Genomic DNA, 22,178 nt, shown 5'->3' with positions numbered 1-22,178 from the left:
GATCGGCACAGCCTGTGGCCCCTCGACCCTCCGGCGCGAAGGACCTGACACCATGACGATGACACGCCGACATCTTCTGTCCCTGATCGGCGCGACCGGCGCTGCAGGGCTCGCCTGGCCGCATCTGGCCACGGCTCAGACTGCGAGCGGCCTCACCGCTGTCGAATGGGGCGGCGATGTCGTCGAGGCGATGAAGCAGGTCGCCGCCAAGCAATCCGCCGCACAGTTCAACTGGGTCCTGCACCAGGGCGGCGCCGGAGCGATCCTCCCCAAGATCAAGGCGGCCTGGCCCAAGGTCGACTACGACTACATCGCCGGCTGGGAGGGGTCCTTCAACAGCATGATCGCCGAGGATTGGGTCGAGACCATCACGGCGGCCGATGTCCCCAATCTGGCCGACATTCCGGAAAAGATCATGATGAGGGATGCCAAGGGCAATGTGAAAGCGGTGCCTCGCGCTATTGGTGGCATGTATTTCGGCTACCGGACCGACACCGCCCCCTTCGCCATCAGCAAGATCGATGACCTCTTCGACAAGCGCCTCAAGGGCGCGATCTGCTGGCCCGGGCCAACCCAGAGCATGATGCTGCAGATCGTCGCGCTGGCGCTGCAGGGCGGCGGCAACGAATCCAATATGGAGCCGGGCTGGAAGCTGATGAAGGATCTGGCGAAGTCAGGCAATATCGGCCGCATTGCCGTGACCGACGTCGATTTCACCAATTCCTTCACCTCCGGCGAGACTTCCGTCGGCTTCTTTGCCGAGCCGAGCTGGGCCGCCGTCGCCAAGAACTTCAAGATCACCCGCCTGACCAAGCAGGCCGGCATGGCGACCTTCCTCTACCAAAGCGGCTTTGCCGTCATGAAGAACCGGCCGAACCGCAAGGCGACCTGCGATTTCATCAATTTTGCGATCAGCCCTGAGATGAGCACGCTCTACGCGAAGGTGGCTGGCGAAGCGCCGCTGAACAGCAAGGCTGCCATCCCGCCAGAGCTGGCCCATCTCTCCTTCACACCGAAGGAGTTCGAGAGTTTCGTGCATGTGCCGGACTACAAGGTCGTGCTGGGCCAGCAGGACGCCTGGGCCAAACGGTGGGAGTCCGACATCGCGCCACTGCTGTGATTGCCATGACCGCCATCCCAGTCCAACACCCGCCGATCGCGATCCCGGCGCCGCCCCGCACGACGCTCTTCCTGCTCGCGCCGGGTCTGCTGCTGCTATTCGCTATCTTTGCCCTGCCCCTGTTCGGGCTCGTGTTGGAAAGCCTCAAGCAATATGTGCCGGGCCGGGTGGGCTCGGCCGTCGATGCGCCTCTGACGCTGGAGAATTATCGCGAGCTCGCGACGCCATCCTTCGCGGGTGTGCTCTACGAAACCTTCAAGCTGAGCGCAGCAGCATCGCTTGCTGGATTGCTGGCGGCGTTTCCGCTGGCCTATTGCATCGTGCGGCGGTTTTCGCCGGGCCAGCGCGCCGCCTGCATCGGACTTCTGGTGATGCTGGTCCTGCTTAGCATGCTGGTGCGCACCTACGCGCTGGAACTGGCCTTCGGCTCGGTCGGGGTTGCGCGTCCCCTGTTCCTGGCGCTCGGGATTTCGCCGACAAGCCGCTGGTACACCGAAACCCTGGTCGCGGCCGGCCTGCTGCATGCGGTCGTGCCGATGTGCACGCTGACCCTTCTGGGAACGATCCAGAATATCGATCCTCGTTTCTGCGATGCAGCGCAATCGCTGGGCGCCCCTGCCTGGAAGGCGCATCTCGGCATCACCGTTCCGCTGGCCCTCCCCGGGCTGGTCTCGGCATTCCTGATCGCCATGACCTTTTCGATCAGCGCCTTCGTCATTCCGATGGTGCTCGGCAAGGGCCGCGTATTGTTTCTCTCGAACACGATCTACACGCGCTTCAGCGATGTCGCGAACTATCCCAGCGGCGCCGCGGTCTCCATCGTGATGCTCGTCATCTCGCTGCTCGTGCTGTCTCTGGTTTCGCTGGTGCAACGTCGTAGGGGCTCGCGCTCATGACCGGTACCGCAAAGCGCCTTGGCGATCGGCTCCTCGGTGGCGCGATGATCGCGATGCTTGGGCTGGTGCTTGCCTTCCTGGTGACGCCGCTTCTCGTCACCTGCCTGCTCGCCTTCGACGCGCGCAGTTTCCTTGGTCCCTTGCCGCCCCCGGCGTTGTCCATGCGCTGGTTCGAGAAGCTGGTCTCGCTCGACTACGTCACCACCGGCCTGGCGACCAGCCTCAAGATCGCCGTCCTGACCACAGCCGTCGATGTGTTCATCGGCACGGCCGCTGCGGTCGCGCTCGACCGCAGCAATTTTCCCGGTCGCTCCCTGGTGATGGCCGTGTTCCTTTCGCCGCTCATCGTGCCGGCGGTGGTGATCGGTTTTGCCCTGCTGCTGTTTTTGTCGCGCATCGGCATCGTCGACGGCTTCACCCGACTGCTTTGCGGCCACATCGTGATCACCCTGCCCTATGTCGTGCGCACGGTGCTCGCCAGCCTCACCGGTCGGGACAGGCGTCTGACAGAAGCGGCGCTGGTCCTTGGCGCGACGGAACACCAAGCCTTCTGGAACATCACCTTGCCCCTGATCCGAAGCGGCATGGTTACAGGCGCAGTCTTCGCCTTCGCCGTGTCGTTGGACGATGTCGCAGTCAGCATGTTCCTGACGGACCCTTCGACCTACACCTTGCCGGTCGCCCTCGTCAGCAACATGCGCGCGTCCTTCGATCTGACGATCGCAGCCGCTGCCGTTCTCCTGATGGCGGTCAGCGCCGTCCTCATCATCGTTCTCGAGCGCTTCGTCGGTTTCGACCGCCTGTTGGGCCAGGGGCTGTTTCGTTCATAGGGGTCACGCCGTGAGCAACGCCGTCGAGTTTCATAGGGTCAGCCGTCGCTTTGGTGCCGTCACGGCCGTCGATGACGTTTCCTTCTCGATCGCCGCCGGCGAAACCGTCGCTCTGCTGGGGCCAAGCGGCTGCGGCAAGACCAGCATCCTGCGGGTCATTGCCGGCTTCGAACGGCCCGACCACGGCACGGTCAGCATCGGGGGGCGCGACGTCACTGCGCTCAAGCCCTATGAGCGCAATGTCGGGCTGCTGTTTCAGCATTATGCCCTGTTCCCGCACATGACCGTTGCGGAGAACATTGCCTACGGACTGCGCCACCGCGGCACTGACAGGCGCGAGATTCCCGATCGTGTCGAGGCGATGCTGGCGCTCGTAAGGTTGCAGGGTTTCGGCAGCCGCCGGCCGCATCAGCTCAGCGGAGGCCAGCAGCAGCGCGTCGCCCTCGCCCGCGCCCTGGCCACGCGGCCAGGCCTCATCCTGCTCGACGAACCGCTTTCGGCGCTCGACGCCAAGCTGCGGCAGGACCTGCGCGCCGAACTCAAGCAGGTCCTGGCCGCCGTCAATTCGACTGCGATGGTCGTCACCCATGACCAGGAAGAGGCGATGAGCCTGGGTGAACGCGTCTTCCTGATGCAGGCCGGCCGTATCGTCCAGGTCGGCGCCCCGTCAGACGTCTATGGTCGCCCCGGCTCGCGCTTCGCCGCCGATTTCATGGGGCGCACCAACTGGATCGAAGCCCAGGTGACGCGACGCGAAACCGGCCTCGCCCGGGCCCTGAGCCGATCGGGCCTGTCGCTCACCGTGCCGGACTGCCCATCGGACGCAATCGACATCTGTGTCCGCCCCGAGAACATCATCCTGTCCACCGCCGCCGACGCTGATCCGGCTGGAATGGCCAACAGTGCGAAGGGCCGGATCCTCAATGTCGCCCTGCTCGGCTCCACCCGCCAGATCCTGGTCGAGACGGCCGGCGGCGAGCAGATTCTCGTGATGCAGGCCAACCGCGTCGGCGACGGTCTCGGCCCAGGTCAGGCCGTGACGATCGGCTTTCCGGTCGATGCCTGCATCACCATGCCGTCCGGCAACGCGACCGGGCTTGCCGCCGCACTCTAGCGTTCTCAGGGAAGGATGAACGATATGACCACGACCTCCTCGATCAAGACATCGCTGCTGGCACTCAGCCTGCTGGCCGGCATCGGCCTTGCGACGGCCCCGGTTCGTGCCGACGCTCTCGACGACATCACGAAGGCGGGCACCCTGAAGGTCGGTGTCTTCGCGGATTTTCCGCCCTTCTCATCGGCCAGCGCCGATATGAGCCTCAAGGGCTATGACATCGACATCGCCGAGACCATCGCCAACGCGCTGAAGGTCAAGCTCAACCTGGTCAACGTAACCGGCCAGAACCGCATTCCGTATCTGACCGAGCGTCGCGTCGACATCCTGCTCAGCGTCGGCCACAGCGCCGAACGCGAGAAGGTCATCGATTTTACCGCCGCCTACGCCCCCTACTACATCGCCGTCATCGGACCGCAGGCCGTAAAGGTCGAAGGCAAGGCTGACCTCGCCGGCAAGTCGATCGCGGTGAGCCGCGGCACGCTGGAAGACACCTCGCTCACCGAGGCTGCGCCGCCCTCCGCCGACATCAAGCGCTTCGACAGCTACAACTCCGTCATCCAGGCCTTCATCTCGGGCCAGGCGCAGCTGATGGTCGTCGGCAACGATGTCGGCGCCCAGGTGCTCTCGCGCCAGACCACGTTGAAGCCCGAGCAGAAATTCCAGCTGATGACGTCGCCGGACCATATCGCGCTGAACAAGGACGAGCCGCGCCTCAAGCAGGCAATCAACGAGATTGTCGCCAAGCTGCTCGCCGACGGCACGCTGAACAAGGCCTCGCTCAAGTGGCTCGGCAAGCCACTTGATCCCAAGGATCTCTGAAGCTTGGCCTACAGCCTCAACTTCGACTGGCTGAGCCAGGCCTCCGAACCCATCGCGCGCGGCGCGATGGCGACGGTGGGGTTGATCGCCGTCACGACCGTGCTCGGAACAGTCTGCAGCGTGTTGGGGGCGGCGGCAGTGCGCAGCCGCTCTCCCTGGCTGCGCGGCATGGTCGGCAGCTATGTCGAGCTGATCCGGAACACGCCGTTTCTGGTCCAGCTGTTCTTCATCTTCTTCGGCCTGCCCAGCCTTGGCTTGCGGCTGGATCCGGCAGTCGCAGCAATCCTCGCGATGACGATCAACCTCTCGGCCTATGGCACCGAGATCGTCGCCGCCGGGCTGGATGCCGTGCCCAATGGCCAGAGGGAGGCCGGTCGCGCACTTGGGCTGCGCCCCGCGCTGGTCTTCGTCAAGATTGTCCTGCCACAGGCGCTGAAGGTGATTTTCCCGGCGTTGCAGAGCCAGGTCATCATCATGATGCTGGAATCCGCAGCGGTGTCGCAGATCTCGGTGCGCGAATTGACCTATGAGGCGGACATGCTGCAGGCGCGCAGCTTCCGCGCTTTCGAGACCTATTTCGTCGTCACCCTGGTCTATCTGGCGTTGAGTATCGGGTTGCGCCGCATCCTGGGCCTCACCGGACGGAAAGTCCTGATCGGGGGGGCCTCCTGATGGACTTCACCTTCTGGGATATCCTGCGCAATCTGCTGCTCGCGACACGCTGGACGATCCTGCTCTCGATTGTCGCCTTCATCGGTGGCGGGGTCGTTGGGATGGCGATCCTGCTGGCACGGGTATCAGCCCGTCACTGGCTGCGTCATATCGCCGAACTCTATATCGGGCTGTTCCAGGGCACGCCCCTGCTGATGCAACTGTTCCTGGTCTTCTTCGGGCTTCCGCTGATCGGCTTCCGCATCGAACCCTGGTCGGCGGCCGTCGTCGCCCTGACCCTTTGCGCCAGCGCCTATCTCGCGGAGATCTGGCGCGGCGGGGTCGAGGCCCTGCCGAAGGGCCAATGGGATGCCGCCAAAAGCCTCGGCCTGCACTACCCCAATCAGATGCGGCTGGTGATCCTGCCTCAGGCCTTCGCGATCACACGGGCCCCCGTGGTCGGCTATCTCGTGCAGCTCGTCAAAAGCACGGCGCTGACCTCGATCATCGGATTCGACGAGTTGATGCGAACCTCCAACGCCATCTCGAATGCGACCTTTGAGCCCCTCACCGTCTATGGCCTGGTCGCATTGATCTATTTCGTCATCTGTCTGCCGCTCACGCGCTACGCTCGCCATCTGCAGGCTTACGCCCCGGCCTGAAAGACGAAAGCGGGGCTGACGCCCTCGGAGCGCGGTGACTATGCAAGGCCCAGCGCGAAGCGTTAGATCGGATCCATGCACCTCCCCACACCGCAAAGGCTTGCAGCGGAATGAGCGAGCGCATCATTCGCAAGCTCGAGATGCTCGAAGTCGATCAACTCGTGGACTGGGCTGCCGCGGAGGGCTGGAATCCCGGCCTCGATGACGCGGTAGCGTTCCGTGCGACCGACCCTGATGGCTTCATTGGCGCCTTCGTCGATGACGAGATGGTCGCGGGCATCTCGGCGGTCGCCTATGGAACGACCTACGGATTCATCGGCCTCTATATCTGCCGCAAGGACATGCGCGGCAGAGGTCATGGCAAGGCTGTCTGGGACGCAGGCATGGCCCGGCTCGACGGGCGCATAATTGGGCTCGACGGCGTCGACGAGCAATTCGAGAACTATCGGCGAAAAGGTTTTGCGCCCGCCTACCGAACCATCCGGTTCGGAGGCGCTTTCGAGCACCGCCTGGTTGAAAATCGGACCGTGAACAGCGTCACCCCGAATCTCCTGCCCGAAGTCATGGCCTTTGATCGAAGGAGCTTTCCGGAGACGCGGGAACCTTTCCTGACGCACTGGCTCATGCCGCCACATCATGCATGTGTCGCAACCTCGGATGGCGCGGTGACTGGGTACGGCGTGATGCGCAAGTGCCGCTCGGGCTGGAAGATCGGTGGGCTATCTGCGGTCGACGACGCGACGGCCGCCACGCTGGTTCAGCATCTGGGCTCTTTTGCCGAAGGTGACGTCCATATCGACGTTCCGGCCGCACGGCAGCGGTTCATCGACATGCTGGTCGACGGCGGCCTTCGGCCCGGATTCGAGACGACGCGAATGTATCTGGGCAGGCCCTTTCCTCTCCCGCCCGAGTTGTTTGGCGTGACCACCCTGGAACTCGGATAGGCGGCACAGCAGCAAGGCGAGTTGCTTCGGCGATGTCGCCGGATCCGGTCTCGCCCCTTCGTCGGGCCGAAGGCCCGCATCGGCACGGTCGCGATCTTACCCTCGGCGCTTGCCTGAACCGCGAAAATAGAGTGCCATCTCCAGGCCGGCAGTGGCCGGGCATTGGGAGACCAGACCATGGCTAGACAAGTGATCCTGGCAGCCGCGTCGGCATTCGTGCTCGCGACCGTCTTTTCCTCACCGTCCCAGGCACTGACGATGAAGGAATGTAGTACGAAGTATCAGGACGCCAAGAAGGCGAATACGCTGAAGGGGCAGAAGTGGAACGATTTCCGCAAGGCCCAGTGCGGTGATGACGATGCCGCAGAGAGCGATGCGGCCGCAGCTGTCCAGGAAGCTCCCGCCGCTCCGGCTCCAGCTGCCGCACCGGCAACGCCCGGAGCCAAGCCGGCCGCCGCTCCTGCTCGGGCAAAGGCGGCGGTCTTCCCCAAGACCGTCGCGCAGAAATACTCGGATGAGTCGCCCGGCAAAGCTCGGCTGAAGACCTGCGCGGATCAGTACAATGCCAACAAGACCGCCAACGCCAACGGCACTCTGAAATGGATCGAGAAGGGCGGCGGCTACTGGAGCCAGTGCAACGCTAAGCTCAAGAGCTGACCGAGTTGGCGGCGGCTCAGGCCGCCGCCATATTACTGACTGTTTTCATGAAGAAGCCAGAGCTTTCGCCATCAGGACATGAGGTTTCGAGGTCGAGGCTATCCAGCGATCCCAGTGCGGCGAGATTCGCGGGATGGAGGCCAGCACACATCCGATGCTGCTACGGAAGATCGCGTGACCAGGATGGGCATTTACCTCCCATTAACCCTTTTCGCCCCCTTTTGGATCGTCTTCTGAGTTGGAGCTGGGGGCTCACAAAGGGAAGATGACATGCAGGCTTTCGACCCTGAGAACGGTGCCGAACATCTCGTCGGGCGACCTGTCGCAGATGTCGAGCGCGATCTGATCCTCGCCACCTTGAAGGAAACCGGCGGCAATCGCACCCATGCGGCCGCCATGCTTTGCATATCGATCAGAACGCTCCGCAATAAGCTGAGCGCCTATGCCTCTCACGGCTACGAGATTCCAGAGGCCGGCCAATCCACGCATTAAGAGATTTTGGCACGATTCATGGGCCGCTTGCATTGGCTCGGCGGCCCATGCGGCCACATCTTGGCCATCAATGTGGCAAACGATCCAGTCGTTGCCTACAGAGGAGCCGCATCATGAAGAGAGCCTCGTTACTCGCCATGATGCTGATTTCCGGCGGCCTCGCGTCCTGTCAAACCATCACCGCGGCAGAGCAGCGCAGCGCCGACGAGATGCGCTGCCGATCCTATGGCTTCCGGCCAGGCACCGACGCATTTGCGAAATGCCTGCTCGACGTCGATTTGGCACGCTCCGCGGCACGTCTCTATCGCTTCGAACAGGCAGGAGGCCCCGGCTGGGGCTATTATCCCTATGGCGGGCGCCCCTGGTATTGGTGAGTGCTGCTTCTAGCCCCGTCGCGCCGGGCTCGGCATGGGTGCGGCTTAGTCCTGAAACTGCTTCCACAGCACCATGCGCTCGCGCAGGTCGATGATCTTGCCGTCGGCCACAAAGGTACCGTCGCCGCGATGATGCAGCGTGCGACGTTCCTTCCGTTCCGCGTCGACCCAGATCCGCACGGCTTCGAGAATGAACAGATTGTAGCGCTCGATCATGCTCCGATCGGCAACGCGACACTCGATATTGGCGAGGCATTGGCCGATCAACGGCGCCGTGACGTCCTTCGCCGGCTTGGCAGTGAGCCGGAGGCGCTTGAACTTGTCGATCTCACCGCCCGAGCAATTGCCGATATCGACCACCTTCCGGGCGAGGTCGACGGTCGGGATCGCGATCACGCACTCGCCGCTCGCCTGCAACGCCTTGTAGCTGTGATCCCAGGGGCCGATGACACAGCCGATCAGCGGCGGCGCATGCTGCATCACCATGTGGAAACCCATGGTCATGACGTTTGGCCGCCCCTCGTCCGATGTCGTGACGAGAACGATCGGTCCGGCCTCAAGCAGGCGATAGGCCTTTGATGCCGGCATCTCCTGAATGGTCATGACCATCGCTCCGCTGGACCCTGCAACGCACAACGCCGGTGACCAGCGAAAGATCGTTGCTGCAGACGATCTTTATGGAACCCTTATGCCTCCCCCCTGCCTTTCCCCTCGACCCCTTACTGCCCCAGGCACCACATCTCCGGTCTAACCTGACTGGAGATTGGCCATGGCCGACATCGTCTTCATTGCGCTCGGGCTCGGAGCCTTCGTGCTCTTCGCGGCCTATGCTGCGCAGTTGCGCAAGGTCTGACGACCATGGCGCTCACCTGGCTTTACGGGGCCGCGGCGCTTGGGCTCGCGGTCTACATGGTCGCTGCGCTGCTGCGCCCCGACCGCTTCTGACACAGCTTTCATAAAGGAGACCTCGCATGGACTGGCGGGGCTGGGCCGAGATCGTTTTCACGATCGCGCTGACTGTGGCCGTGGGTTGGCCACTCGGAATTTTCATGGCTCGCGTCTGGGCGGGCGAACGAACCTGGCTCGATCCGGTGCTGAAGCCGGTCGAAGCCGTGGCCTATGCGGCCTTCGGCGTCGACCGCAACCGGCAGCAAGGCTGGTTCGGCTATGCCGGCGCGCTGATTGCCTTCAGCGCCGCTGGATTCGCGCTGCTCTACGCTATGCTGCGTCTGCAGGGCATTCTGCCGCTCAATCCGCAAGGCTTTGACGGGCTGTCGCCGCACCTGGCCTTCAACACCGCCGTCAGCTTCGTCACCAACACGAACTGGCAGTCCTATGGCGGCGAGACGACGATGAGCAATCTCAGCCAGATGGCTGGGCTCACCGTGCAGAACTTCGTCTCGGCCGGTGCCGGCCTCGCGGTCGCCGCTGCATTGTCGCGCGCCTTCGCTGCGGACCGCGGCGAAGGCCTCGGCAATTTCTGGGTCGATCTGACGCGTACAACGCTTTACGTGCTGCTGCCCCTGTCCATCCTCACGGCCCTCGCCCTGGTGGCAGCCGGTGTGCCGCAGACGCTGCTCGCAAATGTCGAGGCTTCGACTGTCGAAGGTGCGAAGCAGGTGATCTCGCTGTTCCCGACCGCCAGCCAGGAAGCCATCAAGCAATGGGGCACCAATGGCGGCGGCATCTTCAACGTCAACTCGGCGCACCCGCTCGAGAATCCGACGCCGCTGACCAACCTGATCGAGGTGGTTTCACTGAACGCACTCGCCTTTGGCACGGTCATCGCCTTCGGCCGTGTCGCCGGTGCGCGCCGCGAGGCGCGCGCGCTGATCGCGGTCATGGCGATCCTCGTCGGCGTTGCGGCCTCGGCGATCTACGCGTCCGAGACGCTGACGCCGCAGCCGGCGATGATCGCCGCGGGCATTCCCGATGCATCCGCCAACATGGAAGGCAAGGAAGTCCGCTTCGGCGCCGCCACGTCGGCCGTGTGGGCCGCCCAGACTACGGGTACCGCGAATGGCTCGGTCAATTCCATGCATGGCAGCTACATGCCTCTCGGAGGCGGCGTTGCGATGTTCCTGATGCAGCTCGGCGAGATTCTGCCCGGCGGCGTTGGTTCCGGCCTCTACGGCATGGTGGTGATGGCGCTGCTCGCGGTCTTCGTCGCCGGCCTGATGGTCGGGCGCACACCCGAATATCTCGGCAAGAAGGTCGAGGCACGTGAGATCAAGCTCGCGATGCTGGCGGTCCTCATCCTGCCGCTCTCGATTCTCGGCTTCTCCGCGATCGCTGCGGTGCTGCCCGTCGCGCTCGAGGGACTGCTCAACAAGGGGCCGCGCGGTCTGACCGAAATCCTCTACGCCTACTCTTCGGCGACCGGAAACAACGGTTCGGCCTATGCGGGTCTGACTGCCAATGCGCCCTGGTGGAACACCACGCTCGGTATCGCGATGCTGCTCGGCCGCTTCGCCTATGCCATCCCGGTGCTCGCCATCGCGGGCGCCATCGCGGTCAAGCCGAAGCTCCAGCCCACCGCCGGCACTCTGCCCTCGGACAGCCCGCTCTTCGTCGGCCTGCTGATCGGCATCATCCTGATCCTGGGTGGCCTGCAATTCTTCCCGGCGCTCGCGCTCGGACCAATCGTCGAGCACTTCCAGGTGCTTGCGGCGGCTCGTTGAGCCGACAAAGGAAAGCTTCCATGAGTATGTCCTTCGTCAAATCCTCCAGCTTCGACCAGAGCGTCGTGCTGACGGCGCTGAAAAGCGCCTTCGTCAAGCTCGACCCGCGCAAGCTCACCGGCAATCCCGTGATCCTGGCCACCGAGGTCGTCGCGGCGCTCGCGACGGTTTCCGCCGCGGTTGCCCTTTCCTCCGGCGCGCCTGCCGGATTTCCGATCCAGATCGCGGCCTGGCTCTGGCTGACCGTGCTCTTCGCCAATTTTGCCGAGAGCATTGCCGAGGGGCGCGGCAAGGCAGCGGCGGATTCGCTCCGCGCCGCCCGCGTCACCACCAAGGCCAAGCTGATCATCGACCCTGAGCGGAATGCGATGATCCAGACCCCGGCCCACAAGCTCGTTCCCGGCGATCTCGTGCTGGTCGAGGCCGGCGATGTGATCCCGGCCGATGGCGAGATCATCGAGGGTGTCGCTTCGGTCAACGAGGCCGCGATCACGGGCGAATCCGCTCCTGTGATCCGGGAGAGCGGCGGCGACCGCTCGGCTGTCACCGGTGGCACCACAGTGGTCTCCGACTGGATCAAGATGAAGGTCACGTCGCAGCCGGGCTCCTCCTTCCTCGATCGCATGATCGCGATGGTGGAAGGTGCCGACCGGCGCAAGACACCCAACGAGCTCGCGCTTGCCGTGCTGCTCGCCGGCCTGACGCTCGTCTTCCTGGTCGCAGTCGTCACGCTGACCGGCCTTGGCGCCTTCTCCGGAATCTCGCTCGATCCGATGGTGCTCGGCGCGCTCTTCGTCACGCTGATCCCGACCACGATCGGCGGGTTGCTCAGCGCAGTCGGCATCGCCGGCATGGACCGGCTGCTCAAGGTCAATGTGCTTGCGACCTCCGGGCGCGCCGTCGAAGCGGCGGGCGATATCGACACGCTGCTGCTCGACAAGACCGGCACGATCACCTTTGGCAACCGCATGGCGGTCGAGGTCATCCCGGCGCCGGGCGTTCGTCCGGACAACGCGCTGCGCGCCGCACTCATGGCCTCTCTCGCCGACGAGACCCCCGAGGGCCGCTCGATCGTCGAACTCGCGCGGGAGCAGGGCATAACCGCCAGCATCCCGGACCATGCGACCGCGATCGCCTTCAGCGCGACGACGCGTCAGTCGGGCCTCGACGATAACGGGCAGTCCTGGCGCAAGGGCGCGGTCGATGCTGTGCTGACCATGCTAGATCTGCGCGACGGCCAGGTTCCGACCGAGATGCGCCACGCCGTCGACCGCATCGCCCGCTCGGGCGGCACGCCGCTCGCGGTCAGCGAGAACGGTGCGCTGGTCGGCGTCATCCACCTCAAGGATGTGGTGAAGCCTGGCGTCAAGGATCGCTTCGCCGATCTTCGCCGCATGGGTGTGCGGACCGTGATGATCACCGGTGACAATCCCGTCACCGCTGCAGCCATCGCTTCCGAAGCCGGCGTCGACGATTTCCTCGCCGAGGCGACGCCGGAAGACAAGCTGCGCATGATCCGCACCGAGCAGGCCAAGGGCCGTCTCGTCGGGATGTGCGGCGACGGCGCCAATGATGCCCCGGCGCTTGCGCAGGCCGATGTCGGCGTTGCCATGCAGACCGGTGCACAGGCCGCCCGCGAGGCCGGCAATATGGTCGATCTCGACAGTGATCCGACCAAGGTCCTGGAGATCGTCGAGGTCGGCAAGCAGCTCCTGATCACACGCGGAGCGCTGACCACCTTCTCGATCGCCAACGACGTCGCCAAGTATTTCGCGATCATCCCGGCCCTGTTCGTGGCCGCGCTGCCGGCCTTGGGCGCCCTCAACGTCATGGGGCTCACGAGCCCGCACAGCGCCATCCTCTCTGCCGTGATCTTCAACGCGCTGGTCATCATCGCGCTGATCCCGCTGGCTCTGCGCGGCGTGCGCTACCGCGCCATCGGCGCCGCCAAGCTGCTCTCGCGCAACCTCACCCTCTATGGCATCGGCGGGCTGATCGCGCCCTTCGTCGGAATCAAGCTGATCGACATGATCGTCACAGCCTTGAAGCTCGCCTGACGCCGCGGACAAGGAGCACCACCATGCTGTCCCATCTTCGCCCCGCCATCGTCTCGATGGTGTTCTTCACCCTCCTCCTCGGCCTCGCCTACCCGCTCGGCGTGACCGGTATCGCCGGCGCGGCCTTCCCGTCCCAGGCCGGCGGCTCGCTGATCCGCAATGCGCAAGGCGAGATCGTCGGTTCGCAGCTGATCGGCCAGAACTTCAAGGGTGACGCCTATCTGCGTCCCCGCCCCTCCGCCGCCGGCAAGGACGGCTATGATGCAGCCGGCTCCTCGGGCTCGAATCTGGGCCCCATGAACGAGGACCTCGCTGCGCGGATCAAGGCCGATGCCGAGGCGCTGCGGGAGGCCGACGGGAAGGGCTCCCTGCCGGCCGATGCGGTCACCGCTTCCGCTTCGGGTCTGGATCCCCATATCTCTCCGGAGAACGCGGCCCGCCAGGTCGCTCGCATCGCCAAAACCCGCGGCATCGCCCCGGACCAGGTTGCGGCGATCATCGCAGCGAATACGCAGGGGCCGACCTTCGGCTTTCTCGGTCGTTCGCGTGTAAACGTGCTGACTGCCAATCTCGCCCTCGACGCGCGTTATCCGAAGCCGCAAGCTAAGGCGCCATGAGCCCAGCACTATGACTGCAGACGAGACCAGATTCCGGGAGCAGGGACGCCCCGATCCCGATGCCCTTCTGGCGCAGGCCGGCCGCAAACGCGGCCGGCTCAAGATTTTTCTCGGCATGGCTCCAGGCGTCGGCAAGACCTACGAGATGCTGTCCCAGGGCCGCCGCGCCCAGACCGAGCATGGCGAGGTCCTTGTCGGCGTGGTCGAGACCCATGGGAGGCGGGAGACCGAGGCCCTGCTCGACGGGCTCGAGGTCATGGCGCGCCGGCCGATCGAGCATCGCGGCCGGACCCTGCTGGAATTCGACCTCGATGCGGCGCTGGCCGTCAAACCGCGCCTCCTGCTCGTCGACGAATACGCCCATTCCAACGCTCCCGGCAGCCGCCACCCGAAACGCTGGCAGGATGTCGAGGAACTGCTCGAATCCGGTATCGACATCTGGACGACGCTGAACGTCCAGCATCTGGAGAGCCTCGTCGACGTGGTCTGGAAGATCACCGGTGTGCGCCAGCGTGAAACGGTGCCGGACAGCGTCCTCAGCCGGGCCGACGAGATCGAGCTGATCGACATCACCCCGACCGAACTGCGCCAGCGCATGGCGGAGGGCAAGGTCTATCTGCCCGAAACGGCGCGGCTTGCGGCCGACAATTTCTTCAAGCCTGAGAACCTGACGGCGCTGCGCGAACTGGCGCTGCGCCGCGCCGCCCAGACCGTCGACGACCAGCTCAGCCAGGCGATGAAGCGTGCCGGTGTCGAGGGTCCGTGGGCTGCCGGCGAGCGCATCCTGGTCCTGATCGGGCCGGACGCCATGGCGAGTTCGCTGGTGCGCGCGGGACGGCGCCTCTCCGACATGATGATGGACGCGCCCTGGACGGTGGCACATGTCGAGCGACCGAACCGCGTCGAGCCGGATTCGGCCCGCGGCCGCAGCCTGTCGGAAGCGCTCAAGCTCGCCGAACAGCTTGGCGCCGCCAATGTCGTGCTGACCGGCGACGATCTCGTTGCCACCGTGCTGGACTATGCCAGGCGCAACAACGTTACCCAGATCGTCGTCGGCAAGTCGCACCGCCGGGGTTGGCGTGCCTGGTTTCACCGATCGCTGGCACCAGCCCTGCTCGAGGCACAGAACGGCGCAGCGCTGCACATCATCACCGAAACCGCGTCTGGACCTGCCGTTCCGTCAGCCCCGGCTCCGAAGCGGGTGCTGCAATGGGGCGGGCATCTGGCCTCCGCTGCGCTGGTTGGCGGCACGATCCTCATCGGGGAGATGATCCAGAACCGTGTCGAGAATGCCAATCTCGCCATGCTGTTCATGGTCAGCGTGTTGATATCGGGGCTCGCATTCGGTCTCTGGCCGGCCGTCACAGCCGCAGCCTTCGCCGCTGTTGCCTATAATTTCTTCTTCCTCGAGCCGCTGCTGAGCTTCTGGATCGGCCATCCAGCGGATGTCCTGACATTCCTCGTCTTCTTCGCGGTGGCGATGACGACGGGTGGCCTTACGGGGCGGGTCCGGGATCAGGCCAGGGCAACCGCGCGACGGGCCTCGGCGATCACCGCATTGCTCGCCGCGAGCCGGCGGCTCTCGGGAGCCGCGCGGAAGGAGGATGCTGCCACGATCCTGGCCGAGCAGCTTTCGGCCGCGACCTCCGGCAAGGTTGTCGTCTTCCTGCCGCATGGCGAGGAAATCGCCGCGGCGGCCGGAGCGCCTGCGCTCGAAGCGCTTACCACAGCAGACATGACCGCGGCACGCTGGACCTGGACGCGCGGCGAGCCTGCCGGCGCCGGCACCGGCACCTTGCCCAATGCCGCCTGGACATTCCGCGCGCTGCAGGGTGTGCGCTCGCGCTCGGGCGTCGTCGGTTTCGAACCGCAGGCGCTGCTCGATGCCGAGAACGAACGCTTTGCACTGGCGCTGCTCGATCAGGGGGCGATCGCACTGGAGCGGGCCGAACTGGCCGCCGCGGCCGTCGACGCCGAAGCGCTTCGCCGCAGCGACCGGCTGCGCTCGGCGCTACTCAACTCCGTCAGCCATGATCTGCGCACGCCGCTGGCGACGGTGCTAGGATCGGCGACGACGCTGATCGACTTCGGCAAGACGGTCGAGCCCGCCGTGCGCGACGACCTGCTGCTGTCGATCCGCGAGGAGGCGGAACGGCTCAATCGCTATGTCGGCGACCTGCTCGACATGTCGCGGCTGGAAGGCGGGGCGCTGGTGACGCGCCGCGACTGGACGGATGTGCGCGACGTGATTGCCGCCGCGATCGAGCGCGTCTCTCGCCGCCTCGAGCACCGCCGCGTCCAGCGCGATTTTCCCGCAGCGCTCTCGGCTGTGCGAGCCGACCCCGGCCTGCTCGAGCAGGCTTTGGTCAATATCCTGGAAAATGCCATCACCTACAGCGAGGACGGCTCGCTGATCGAGACGGCAGCCTATGAGGACAGAGGCAATGTCGTGATCTCGATCGAGGATGAAGGTCGCGGTATCCCCACTGCCGAGCTGGAACGCGTCTTCGAGAAGTTCCGCAGGCTCGAGGAATCGACCGACCGTGGTGGAGAACGTGGCAAGGGCGCCGGCCTCGGCCTCGCCATCTCCAAGGGCTTCGTCGAGGCGATGGGGGGTCGGATCGCAGCCGCGAGCCCGATCCAGGACCGTCCGGACGGAACTCCCGGCGGCACCCGCATCCTGATCAGCCTGCGCAAGGACAGCGCGCCCGGAGCAACGATATGACGGCCTTTCGCCCCCGTATTCTCGTCATCGACGATGAACCGCAGATCCATCGCTTCCTCGCTCCCGCGCTCGATGCCGCGGGCTATGAGCCGGTTCGCGCCGATGATGCCGCTGCCGGCCTGCGCGAGCTGGCACGAAAGCCGCCGGATGCGGTGGTCCTCGATCTCGGCCTGCCCGATATGGACGGCAAGGAAGCGCTGGCCAAGGCGCGAGCCTTTTATGACGGCCCGGTGATCATCCTCTCGGCGCGGGATCGCGAGACCGAGAAGATCGATGCGCTCGACGCCGGTGCCGACGACTATGTCGAAAAACCCTTCGGGGTCGGCGAATTGCTGGCACGGCTGCGCGTGGCGCTGCGCCATCGCATCGAGCGTCAGGGCGCCGATGCTGTGATCCGCTCGGGCGCAGTCGAGATCGATCTCGTCAATCGACGCGTCAGCCGCGACGGTACGCATGTGAAGCTGTCACCGAAGGAATATGACCTGCTCGCCTCGCTCGCCGGCGGTAATGGCCGGGTCCTGACCCATCGTCAGATCCTCACTTCCGTCTGGGGGCCGGCACATGAGCACGATGTGCAATATCTGCGCGTCTTCGTCGGTCAGCTCCGCCAGAAGCTCGAGCAAGACCCGACGAGCCCGAAGCTGATAGAGACCGAACCCGGCGTCGGTTACCGGCTCGGCGGGCTGGTCTAGCGTCATTGTCGCCTTGAGAGGATTTTTTTGCTCCCGCCCCTTCGGCTGGGGGCGCAAAGACAAATATCCTCCTTTTCAATGGGAATAAGAAAAAACACGCTACCAGACGTGAATTGAACCCACCGCTGCGCTGCCGTATTTGAGATGTTCGGAATAGCGAACAGGGTGAGCGCTGAAGGTGGCCATTCTCAACGTCATCGACCGGCAGGGTCGGCCTCATGAACTCGAGGCCGTCGATGGCTGGCGGGTCATGGAGATCCTGCGCGACTATCGCGTCGGGATCGAAGGCGTCTGCGGTGGTTCCTGCGATTGCGCCACCTGCCATGTCATCGTCGCGCCGGAATGGGCCGCGCGACTGCCCGAGCCGCGCGAGGACGAGATCGATGCGCTGGATACGTTGCCGCTGATCGAGCAGACCTCCCGGCTCTCCTGCCAGATCATCTGGTCCGATGAGCTAGACGGCCTGACGCTGACCCTGGCGGAGGCTGCGTGATGGCCGCTGCTCCCAAGCGCCCGCCCCTTCCGGCAATCCTTCTCGCTAATGATCTGCTTGATGGCGACGTCGTCTTCGCGTCGGTCGCAGCGACCGGTGCGCTTGCCTGGACGCGCGATCCCGCGCTGGCGCTTGTCGCGGCCGACGATGCCGCGGCCGCGCGGCTGGAGGCCTATGCCGGCAGCGAATTCGCAGCCCAGCATGTCGTCGATGCCTATCTCGTTGATATCGCGATCGAGGCCGGCCAGCCGGTGCCACGGCATTATCGCGAACGCATGAAGACGCTCGGACCGAGCAACCGTCCCGATCTCGGCAAGCAGGCCGGGGACGGCATCGCAGCCGAGCGGAGGGCCTGAGAGATGTATCGCTACGATGAATTCGATGCGCGCTTCGTCCGCGAGCGGGTCGCCCAGTTCCGGGACCAGGTCGGCCGCCGGCTCAATGGCTCGCTGACCGAGGACGAGTTCAAGCCGCTGCGGCTGAAGAACGGCGTCTATCTCCAGCTTCACGCCTATATGCTGCGCATTGCCGTGCCTTACGGCACGCTCTCCTCGCGCCAATTGCGTCAGCTCGCCCTGATCGGCGAACGCTATGACCGTGGCTATGGCCATTTCACGACGCGCCAGAACCTGCAGTTCAATTGGCCGAAGCTGCGTGATATTCCGGAGATCCTGGACCTCCTCGCCGATGTCGAGATGCACTGCATCCAGACCTCGGGCAATTGCATCCGCAATGTCACGGCTGATCATTTCGCCGGCGTCGCCCAGGACGAGATCGAGGACCCACGCCCGACCGCCGAGCTGATCCGGCAATGGTCGAGCCTGCATCCCGAGTTCAGCTACCTGCCGCGCAAATTCAAGATCGCGGTGACGGGTGCCGAGCATGACCGGGCCGTGATCAAGGCCCATGACATCGGCCTGCGCCTGCGGCGGCATCCCGACACCAATGCCATCTCCTATGAGGTCAGTGTCGGCGGCGGCCTCGGCCGCACGCCGATGATCGGCAAGGTGGTGCGCGACTATCTGCCGAAGGCCGATCTGCTCGCCTATCTCGAGGCGATCATGCGGGTCTATAACCTCGAAGGCCGCCGCGACAACAAGTACAAGGCTCGGGTCAAGATCTTGGTCCACGAGATCGGCGTCGAGGAATTCAAACGGCGCGTCGAGGAGGAATTTGCACGGCTCGACGGTCCCTCTGTCAATGCCGATCCCGCGGAAGTCGCGCGCATCGCCGCGTATTTCGCTCCGCCCGCCTACGAAGTCCTGCCGACCGTCAGCCGCGTGCTGGAGGCGACCAAGGCCGCAAACCCGACCTTTGCGCGCTGGGTCGAGGTCAATACAGCTCCGCACAAGGCCCCGGGCTATGCGGCACTGACCATCTCGTTGAAGCCGATTGGCCAGGCGCCGGGCGATGCGACCTCGGAGCAGATGCGGCTCGTCGCGGACCTGGCCGAGCAGTATTCGCATGACGAACTGCGTGTTACCCACGCGCAGAACCTCGTCCTGCCGCATGTCCGCCAGCGCGATCTCTTTGCGGTCTGGCAGAGGCTCGGCGAGGCGGGCCTGGCCTCCGCCAATGTCGGGATGATCACCGACATCATCTCCTGCCCCGGCCTCGATTATTGCGCGCTGGCGACAGCCCGCTCGATCCCGATCGCCCAGGCCATCCAGCATCGCTTTGCGGATGCCGAGCGTCAGCGCCAGATCGGCGAGCTCAACATCAAGATCTCCGGCTGCATCAATGCCTGCGGCCATCACCATGTCGGCCATATCGGCATTCTCGGCCTGGAGAAGCGCGGCATCGAGTCCTATCAGATCACGCTGGGTGGTGACGCGACCGAGAACGCGGCGATCGGCGAGATACTCGGGCCCGGCCTTGCTGCCGAGGACGTGCCAGATGCGATCGAGCGCATCGTCAATGTCTATGTCGAGACGCGCCAGGCGAACGAGAGCTTTATCGACGCCGTCCGCCGGCTCGGCCTCGGACCTTTCAAGGCCGCATTCCAGGAGGTCGCCCATGCTGTTGCTTGATCGCACCGGCACCAAGACGGATGTCTGGACGCGCAGCGAAGGTGCGGCCATCGACAATCTCTCGCATGCCCTCGTCGACTGGGAGGCCTTGCCGGACGCGCTGCGGCAGAAAGCCCGCGACCAGCGCATCGGCGTGAGCGTGCCCAATCATATCGGGATCGCCGAGCTCAAGCTCGTCCTCCGGCAGCTCTCGCTGGTGAGCATTGCCTTCCCGGCTTTCTCGGACGGGCGCGGCTTCAGCCTGGCCAAGCTCATTCGCAACCACGGCTTCACCGGAACCCTGCGCGCCAGCGGCCCTTTGATCGCCGACCAGTTCGCCTATGCGCTCTCATGCGGCTTCGACGAGATCGAATTGCCGGAAACCAGCGCAGCGCGCCAGCCGGTCGAGCAATGGCTGACTGCGGCCGGCCGCATCAGCCACGGCTATCAGCGCGGCTACGGCGACAGCCGCAACATTCTCGACCAGCGGCGCGCGGCCCGCGCTGCAGCAGGTTGATTCATGGCCAGGTTCTCGCAGAGCGAGGCAGGCCGCCAGCGCGCCCATAAGGGCGAGGATTTGACGGAGGACAGCATGGACGGCGACCTGTTGCGCGCGATCCCGCCTGGCCCCTATGAGCGCTGGTTCGATATTTGCTTTCGGCTTATCATCCTTGCGCTTGCCGGATTCTGGTTGTTGATGCCGCCGGCCGGCGCACCGGATCGGCCGGTTGACCTGAAGGCGGCAGAAACCACGCGATGACGCAACGAGCGCCCGAACCGACGACTGCGCGCCGCATCGAGCGGCTGGCGACGTTGCCGCTGTTCCACAAGCTGGACGGGCGCAAGGTCTTGCTGGCGGGCACGGGCGAAGGTGCGCTCTGGAAGGCCGAGCTGCTCGCGGCGTCTGGAGCCGATCTCCTTATTCTTGCCGGTGTGGAGACGGACCTGTTCGACAGTCTCGTCGCTGACCCGCCTGCCGCCGGGATCACCCTGTACAGCCGCCACTGGCAGCCGGGCGACTTCGATGGCGCGGCGCTGGCCATCGGCGAGATCGAAGAGGACGAGGAGGCGCACGCCTTTGCCGCCGCCGCACGGCAGGCCGGCGTGCCGGTCAACGTCGTCGACAAGCCGGAATTCTGTGACTTCGCTTTCGGGTCGGTCGTGAATCGGTCCCCGCTGGTCGTCGCGATCTCGACCGACGGCGCCTCGCCCGTCTTCGGCCAGACCATCCGTACCAAGATCGAAGCCCTGCTTCCCGCCGGTCTCAAGGACTGGGCGCAGGCCGCCAAGGAGTGGCGGCCTGCAGTTCAGGCCCGCGACCTGCCCTTCGCGCTGCGTCGTGCCTTCTGGGAGAAATTCACCCGCCGCGCCATGGCGGAACCGGAACGCGCGCCGCAATCTCACGACGAAGCGGAGCTCTTTACCGCACTCGACCGTCTCGAGAGCGGCCATCAGGGCATCGGCAGGGTCACGCTCGTCGGCGCTGGCCCCGGCGATCCGGAGTTGCTGACCCTGAAGGCGATCCGCGCGCTGCAGAGCGCCGACATCATCCTCTATGACGACCTCGTCTCCGCGGGCGTGCTGGAATTCGCCCGCCGCGAGGCCAAACGCATGCTGGTCGGCAAGACCGGCTATGGTCCCTCCGTCAAGCAGGACGACATCAACACACTGATCGTTTCGCTCGCGAGCCACGGCAAGCATGTCGTGCGGCTGAAAGGCGGCGACCCCGGCATTTTCGGCCGCGCCGGCGAGGAGATCGAAGCCTGCGCCCGGGCCGGTATTCCCGTCGTCATGGTGCCCGGCATCTCGGCGGCGCAGGGGGCAGCGGCGTCGCTCGGCCTCTCCCTGACCCACCGCGACCATGCCAGGCGGTTGCAGTTCGTGACCGGCCATGCCCGCACCGGGACGCTGCCCGAAGATCTCGACTGGCGGGCGCTGGCCGATCCCTATGCCACGACCGTGATCTATATGGCGCGGAACACCTTGGCCGCCTTCCGCGAGCAGGCGATTGCCGCGGGGCTCGCCCCCGAGACGCCGGCGGTCGCAGTGGTCGCCGCGACCCAGCCCGGCGAAGCGCGTTTGCGCGCAACGATCGCCACCCTGCCGGAGCGGCTTGGCGAGCTGCCGCCCAAAGGGCCGCTCCTTGTGCTAATCGGACGCGCGCTCGAAGGTGTTGCAGCCGAGGCGGTCGATCTGCAAAATCTGCGCAGCGCCTGACCGGCCGATCGAATCGCCTGACCCCGATATGCGGGTTTGTGTCCGGCACCCGCCTGAACGACGCGATTGCCGCATCTGCCTTGGAACGCCTTGAAAGGAGAGACGTTTTCTCCGGAAGAGGCAAA

The 22,178-nt window shown here is 65.0% G+C and carries 23 protein-coding genes and 1 pseudogene; 23 read left to right on the top strand and 1 reads right to left on the bottom strand.

The window, feature by feature from the left end:
• Window positions 1–52: 52 nt before the first annotated feature.
• The 11 genes and pseudogenes from AB4099_RS18210 to AB4099_RS18160 all read left to right on the top strand — a co-directional run bounded on the left by AB4099_RS18210 (window position 53) and on the right by AB4099_RS18160 (window position 8,562).
• Complete coding sequence (locus AB4099_RS18210; RefSeq protein ID WP_441479064.1) at window positions 53–1,120, top strand: ABC transporter substrate-binding protein; 1,068 nt, start codon at window positions 53–55, stop codon at window positions 1,118–1,120.
• A gap of 5 nt (window positions 1,121–1,125) precedes the next feature.
• On the top strand, window positions 1,126–2,016 hold the full coding sequence (locus AB4099_RS18205) for an ABC transporter permease (protein WP_441479063.1): 891 nt from the start codon (window positions 1,126–1,128) through the stop codon (window positions 2,014–2,016).
• Window positions 2,013–2,846 (top strand): ABC transporter permease, encoded by an 834-nt coding sequence (locus tag AB4099_RS18200; protein WP_441479062.1) that lies wholly within the window; start codon window positions 2,013–2,015, stop codon window positions 2,844–2,846. Before AB4099_RS18205 ends, AB4099_RS18200 begins: the two co-directional genes overlap by 4 nt.
• A 10-nt stretch (window positions 2,847–2,856) precedes the next feature.
• Window positions 2,857–3,960 (top strand): ABC transporter ATP-binding protein, encoded by a 1,104-nt coding sequence (locus AB4099_RS18195; protein WP_441479061.1) that lies wholly within the window; start codon window positions 2,857–2,859, stop codon window positions 3,958–3,960.
• Window positions 3,961–3,984: 24 nt separating this feature from the next.
• Entirely contained in the window at window positions 3,985–4,782 is a 798-nt protein-coding gene (locus AB4099_RS18190) for a transporter substrate-binding domain-containing protein (protein WP_441479060.1), read from the top strand.
• 3 nt (window positions 4,783–4,785) lie between these two features.
• Window positions 4,786–5,454 (top strand): amino acid ABC transporter permease, encoded by a 669-nt coding sequence (locus AB4099_RS18185; protein ID WP_441479059.1) that lies wholly within the window; start codon window positions 4,786–4,788, stop codon window positions 5,452–5,454.
• Window positions 5,451–6,095 carry an amino acid ABC transporter permease gene (locus AB4099_RS18180; protein ID WP_441479218.1) on the top strand — a complete coding sequence of 215 codons (645 nt, stop codon included), beginning with the start codon at window positions 5,451–5,453 and terminating at the stop codon, window positions 6,093–6,095. Before AB4099_RS18185 ends, AB4099_RS18180 begins: the two co-directional genes overlap by 4 nt.
• Window positions 6,096–6,205: 110 nt before the next feature.
• Window positions 6,206–7,039, top strand: a complete 834-nt coding sequence (locus tag AB4099_RS18175) for a GNAT family N-acetyltransferase (RefSeq protein WP_441479058.1) — start codon at window positions 6,206–6,208, stop codon at window positions 7,037–7,039.
• Between the two features lie 177 nt (window positions 7,040–7,216).
• The gene (locus tag AB4099_RS18170) at window positions 7,217–7,696 is read left to right on the top strand and encodes a hypothetical protein (RefSeq protein WP_441479057.1); all 480 of its coding nucleotides are present in this window, start codon (window positions 7,217–7,219) and stop codon (window positions 7,694–7,696) included.
• Window positions 7,697–7,999: 303 nt separating this feature from the next.
• A pseudogene (locus tag AB4099_RS18165) lies at window positions 8,000–8,188 on the top strand (helix-turn-helix domain-containing protein); the annotation flags it as partial.
• A gap of 113 nt (window positions 8,189–8,301) precedes the next feature.
• Complete coding sequence (locus AB4099_RS18160; protein WP_113512664.1) at window positions 8,302–8,562, top strand: hypothetical protein; 261 nt, start codon at window positions 8,302–8,304, stop codon at window positions 8,560–8,562.
• A 45-nt stretch (window positions 8,563–8,607) separates the two neighbouring features.
• Here the strand turns inward: AB4099_RS18160 and AB4099_RS18155 are convergent, their stop codons facing one another.
• Complete coding sequence (locus AB4099_RS18155; protein WP_441479217.1) at window positions 8,608–9,159, bottom strand: flavin reductase family protein; 552 nt, start codon at window positions 9,157–9,159, stop codon at window positions 8,608–8,610.
• A gap of 261 nt (window positions 9,160–9,420) precedes the next feature.
• Here AB4099_RS18155 and kdpF point away from each other — a divergent pair, with 261 nt between their 5' ends.
• From kdpF to cysG, 12 genes are all read left to right on the top strand, one after another.
• The gene (gene kdpF / locus AB4099_RS18150) at window positions 9,421–9,507 is read left to right on the top strand and encodes a K(+)-transporting ATPase subunit F (protein ID WP_069880828.1); all 87 of its coding nucleotides are present in this window, start codon (window positions 9,421–9,423) and stop codon (window positions 9,505–9,507) included.
• Between the two features lie 26 nt (window positions 9,508–9,533).
• A complete protein-coding gene (kdpA, locus tag AB4099_RS18145; RefSeq protein WP_441479056.1) occupies window positions 9,534–11,243 on the top strand; it encodes a potassium-transporting ATPase subunit KdpA in 1,710 nt (569 codons plus the stop codon).
• 20 nt (window positions 11,244–11,263) lie between these two features.
• Window positions 11,264–13,300, top strand: a complete 2,037-nt coding sequence (gene kdpB / locus AB4099_RS18140; protein ID WP_441479055.1) for a potassium-transporting ATPase subunit KdpB — start codon at window positions 11,264–11,266, stop codon at window positions 13,298–13,300.
• Window positions 13,301–13,323: 23 nt separating this feature from the next.
• Window positions 13,324–13,917: a potassium-transporting ATPase subunit KdpC gene (gene kdpC, locus AB4099_RS18135; RefSeq protein ID WP_113512670.1), complete on the top strand. Its 594-nt coding sequence runs from the start codon at window positions 13,324–13,326 to the stop codon at window positions 13,915–13,917.
• A gap of 10 nt (window positions 13,918–13,927) precedes the next feature.
• Complete coding sequence (locus AB4099_RS18130) at window positions 13,928–16,642, top strand: DUF4118 domain-containing protein (RefSeq protein ID WP_113512672.1); 2,715 nt, start codon at window positions 13,928–13,930, stop codon at window positions 16,640–16,642.
• Entirely contained in the window at window positions 16,639–17,334 is a 696-nt protein-coding gene (locus tag AB4099_RS18125) for a response regulator (protein WP_441479054.1), read from the top strand. Before AB4099_RS18130 ends, AB4099_RS18125 begins: the two co-directional genes overlap by 4 nt.
• Window positions 17,335–17,512: 178 nt before the next feature.
• Window positions 17,513–17,827, top strand: coding sequence for a 2Fe-2S iron-sulfur cluster-binding protein (locus AB4099_RS18120; RefSeq protein WP_113512676.1), 315 nt, complete (start codon window positions 17,513–17,515; stop codon window positions 17,825–17,827).
• Window positions 17,827–18,183, top strand: coding sequence for a DUF2849 domain-containing protein (locus AB4099_RS18115; RefSeq protein WP_113512678.1), 357 nt, complete (start codon window positions 17,827–17,829; stop codon window positions 18,181–18,183). Before AB4099_RS18120 ends, AB4099_RS18115 begins: the two co-directional genes overlap by 1 nt.
• Before the next feature lie 3 nt (window positions 18,184–18,186).
• Window positions 18,187–19,857 carry a nitrite/sulfite reductase gene (locus AB4099_RS18110; RefSeq protein ID WP_113512680.1) on the top strand — a complete coding sequence of 557 codons (1,671 nt, stop codon included), beginning with the start codon at window positions 18,187–18,189 and terminating at the stop codon, window positions 19,855–19,857.
• Complete coding sequence (locus tag AB4099_RS18105) at window positions 19,844–20,353, top strand: DUF934 domain-containing protein (RefSeq protein ID WP_441479053.1); 510 nt, start codon at window positions 19,844–19,846, stop codon at window positions 20,351–20,353. Before AB4099_RS18110 ends, AB4099_RS18105 begins: the two co-directional genes overlap by 14 nt.
• Window positions 20,354–20,356: 3 nt before the next feature.
• Window positions 20,357–20,596 (top strand): hypothetical protein, encoded by a 240-nt coding sequence (locus AB4099_RS18100; RefSeq protein WP_441479052.1) that lies wholly within the window; start codon window positions 20,357–20,359, stop codon window positions 20,594–20,596.
• Entirely contained in the window at window positions 20,593–22,053 is a 1,461-nt protein-coding gene (gene cysG / locus AB4099_RS18095; protein WP_441479051.1) for a siroheme synthase CysG, read from the top strand. The genes AB4099_RS18100 and cysG overlap by 4 nt, the downstream gene beginning before the upstream one ends.
• Window positions 22,054–22,178: the final 125 nt, after the last annotated feature.

This window comes from Allobosea sp. 2KB_26, assembly GCF_052115715.1.
GTDB lineage: Bacteria > Pseudomonadota > Alphaproteobacteria > Rhizobiales > Beijerinckiaceae > Allobosea.
Note: the sequence above shows the minus strand (reverse complement) of the source record. Positions and strands in the feature narration are given on the sequence as shown.

Excerpts from the sequence above, each read along its gene's own strand:
- AB4099_RS18115 (WP_113512678.1), top strand. The coding sequence starts at position 17,827 with ATGGCCGCTGCTCCCAAGCGCCCGCCCCTTCCGGCAATCCTTCTCGCT.
- cysG (WP_441479051.1), top strand. The coding sequence starts at position 20,593 with ATGACGCAACGAGCGCCCGAACCGACGACTGCGCGCCGCATCGAGCGG.
- AB4099_RS18170 (WP_441479057.1), top strand. The coding sequence starts at position 7,217 with ATGGCTAGACAAGTGATCCTGGCAGCCGCGTCGGCATTCGTGCTCGCG.
- AB4099_RS18200 (WP_441479062.1), top strand. The coding sequence starts at position 2,013 with ATGACCGGTACCGCAAAGCGCCTTGGCGATCGGCTCCTCGGTGGCGCG.
- AB4099_RS18190 (WP_441479060.1), top strand. The coding sequence starts at position 3,985 with ATGACCACGACCTCCTCGATCAAGACATCGCTGCTGGCACTCAGCCTG.
- AB4099_RS18100 (WP_441479052.1), top strand. The coding sequence starts at position 20,357 with ATGGCCAGGTTCTCGCAGAGCGAGGCAGGCCGCCAGCGCGCCCATAAG.
- kdpF (WP_069880828.1), top strand. The coding sequence starts at position 9,421 with ATGGCGCTCACCTGGCTTTACGGGGCCGCGGCGCTTGGGCTCGCGGTC.
- AB4099_RS18205 (WP_441479063.1), top strand. The coding sequence starts at position 1,126 with ATGACCGCCATCCCAGTCCAACACCCGCCGATCGCGATCCCGGCGCCG.
- kdpA (WP_441479056.1), top strand. The coding sequence starts at position 9,534 with ATGGACTGGCGGGGCTGGGCCGAGATCGTTTTCACGATCGCGCTGACT.
- AB4099_RS18175 (WP_441479058.1), top strand. The coding sequence starts at position 6,206 with ATGAGCGAGCGCATCATTCGCAAGCTCGAGATGCTCGAAGTCGATCAA.
- AB4099_RS18210 (WP_441479064.1), top strand. The coding sequence starts at position 53 with ATGACGATGACACGCCGACATCTTCTGTCCCTGATCGGCGCGACCGGC.
- kdpC (WP_113512670.1), top strand. The coding sequence starts at position 13,324 with ATGCTGTCCCATCTTCGCCCCGCCATCGTCTCGATGGTGTTCTTCACC.
- AB4099_RS18105 (WP_441479053.1), top strand. The coding sequence starts at position 19,844 with ATGCTGTTGCTTGATCGCACCGGCACCAAGACGGATGTCTGGACGCGC.
- AB4099_RS18160 (WP_113512664.1), top strand. The coding sequence starts at position 8,302 with ATGAAGAGAGCCTCGTTACTCGCCATGATGCTGATTTCCGGCGGCCTC.
- AB4099_RS18110 (WP_113512680.1), top strand. The coding sequence starts at position 18,187 with ATGTATCGCTACGATGAATTCGATGCGCGCTTCGTCCGCGAGCGGGTC.
- AB4099_RS18125 (WP_441479054.1), top strand. The coding sequence starts at position 16,639 with ATGACGGCCTTTCGCCCCCGTATTCTCGTCATCGACGATGAACCGCAG.
- AB4099_RS18130 (WP_113512672.1), top strand. The coding sequence starts at position 13,928 with ATGACTGCAGACGAGACCAGATTCCGGGAGCAGGGACGCCCCGATCCC.
- kdpB (WP_441479055.1), top strand. The coding sequence starts at position 11,264 with ATGAGTATGTCCTTCGTCAAATCCTCCAGCTTCGACCAGAGCGTCGTG.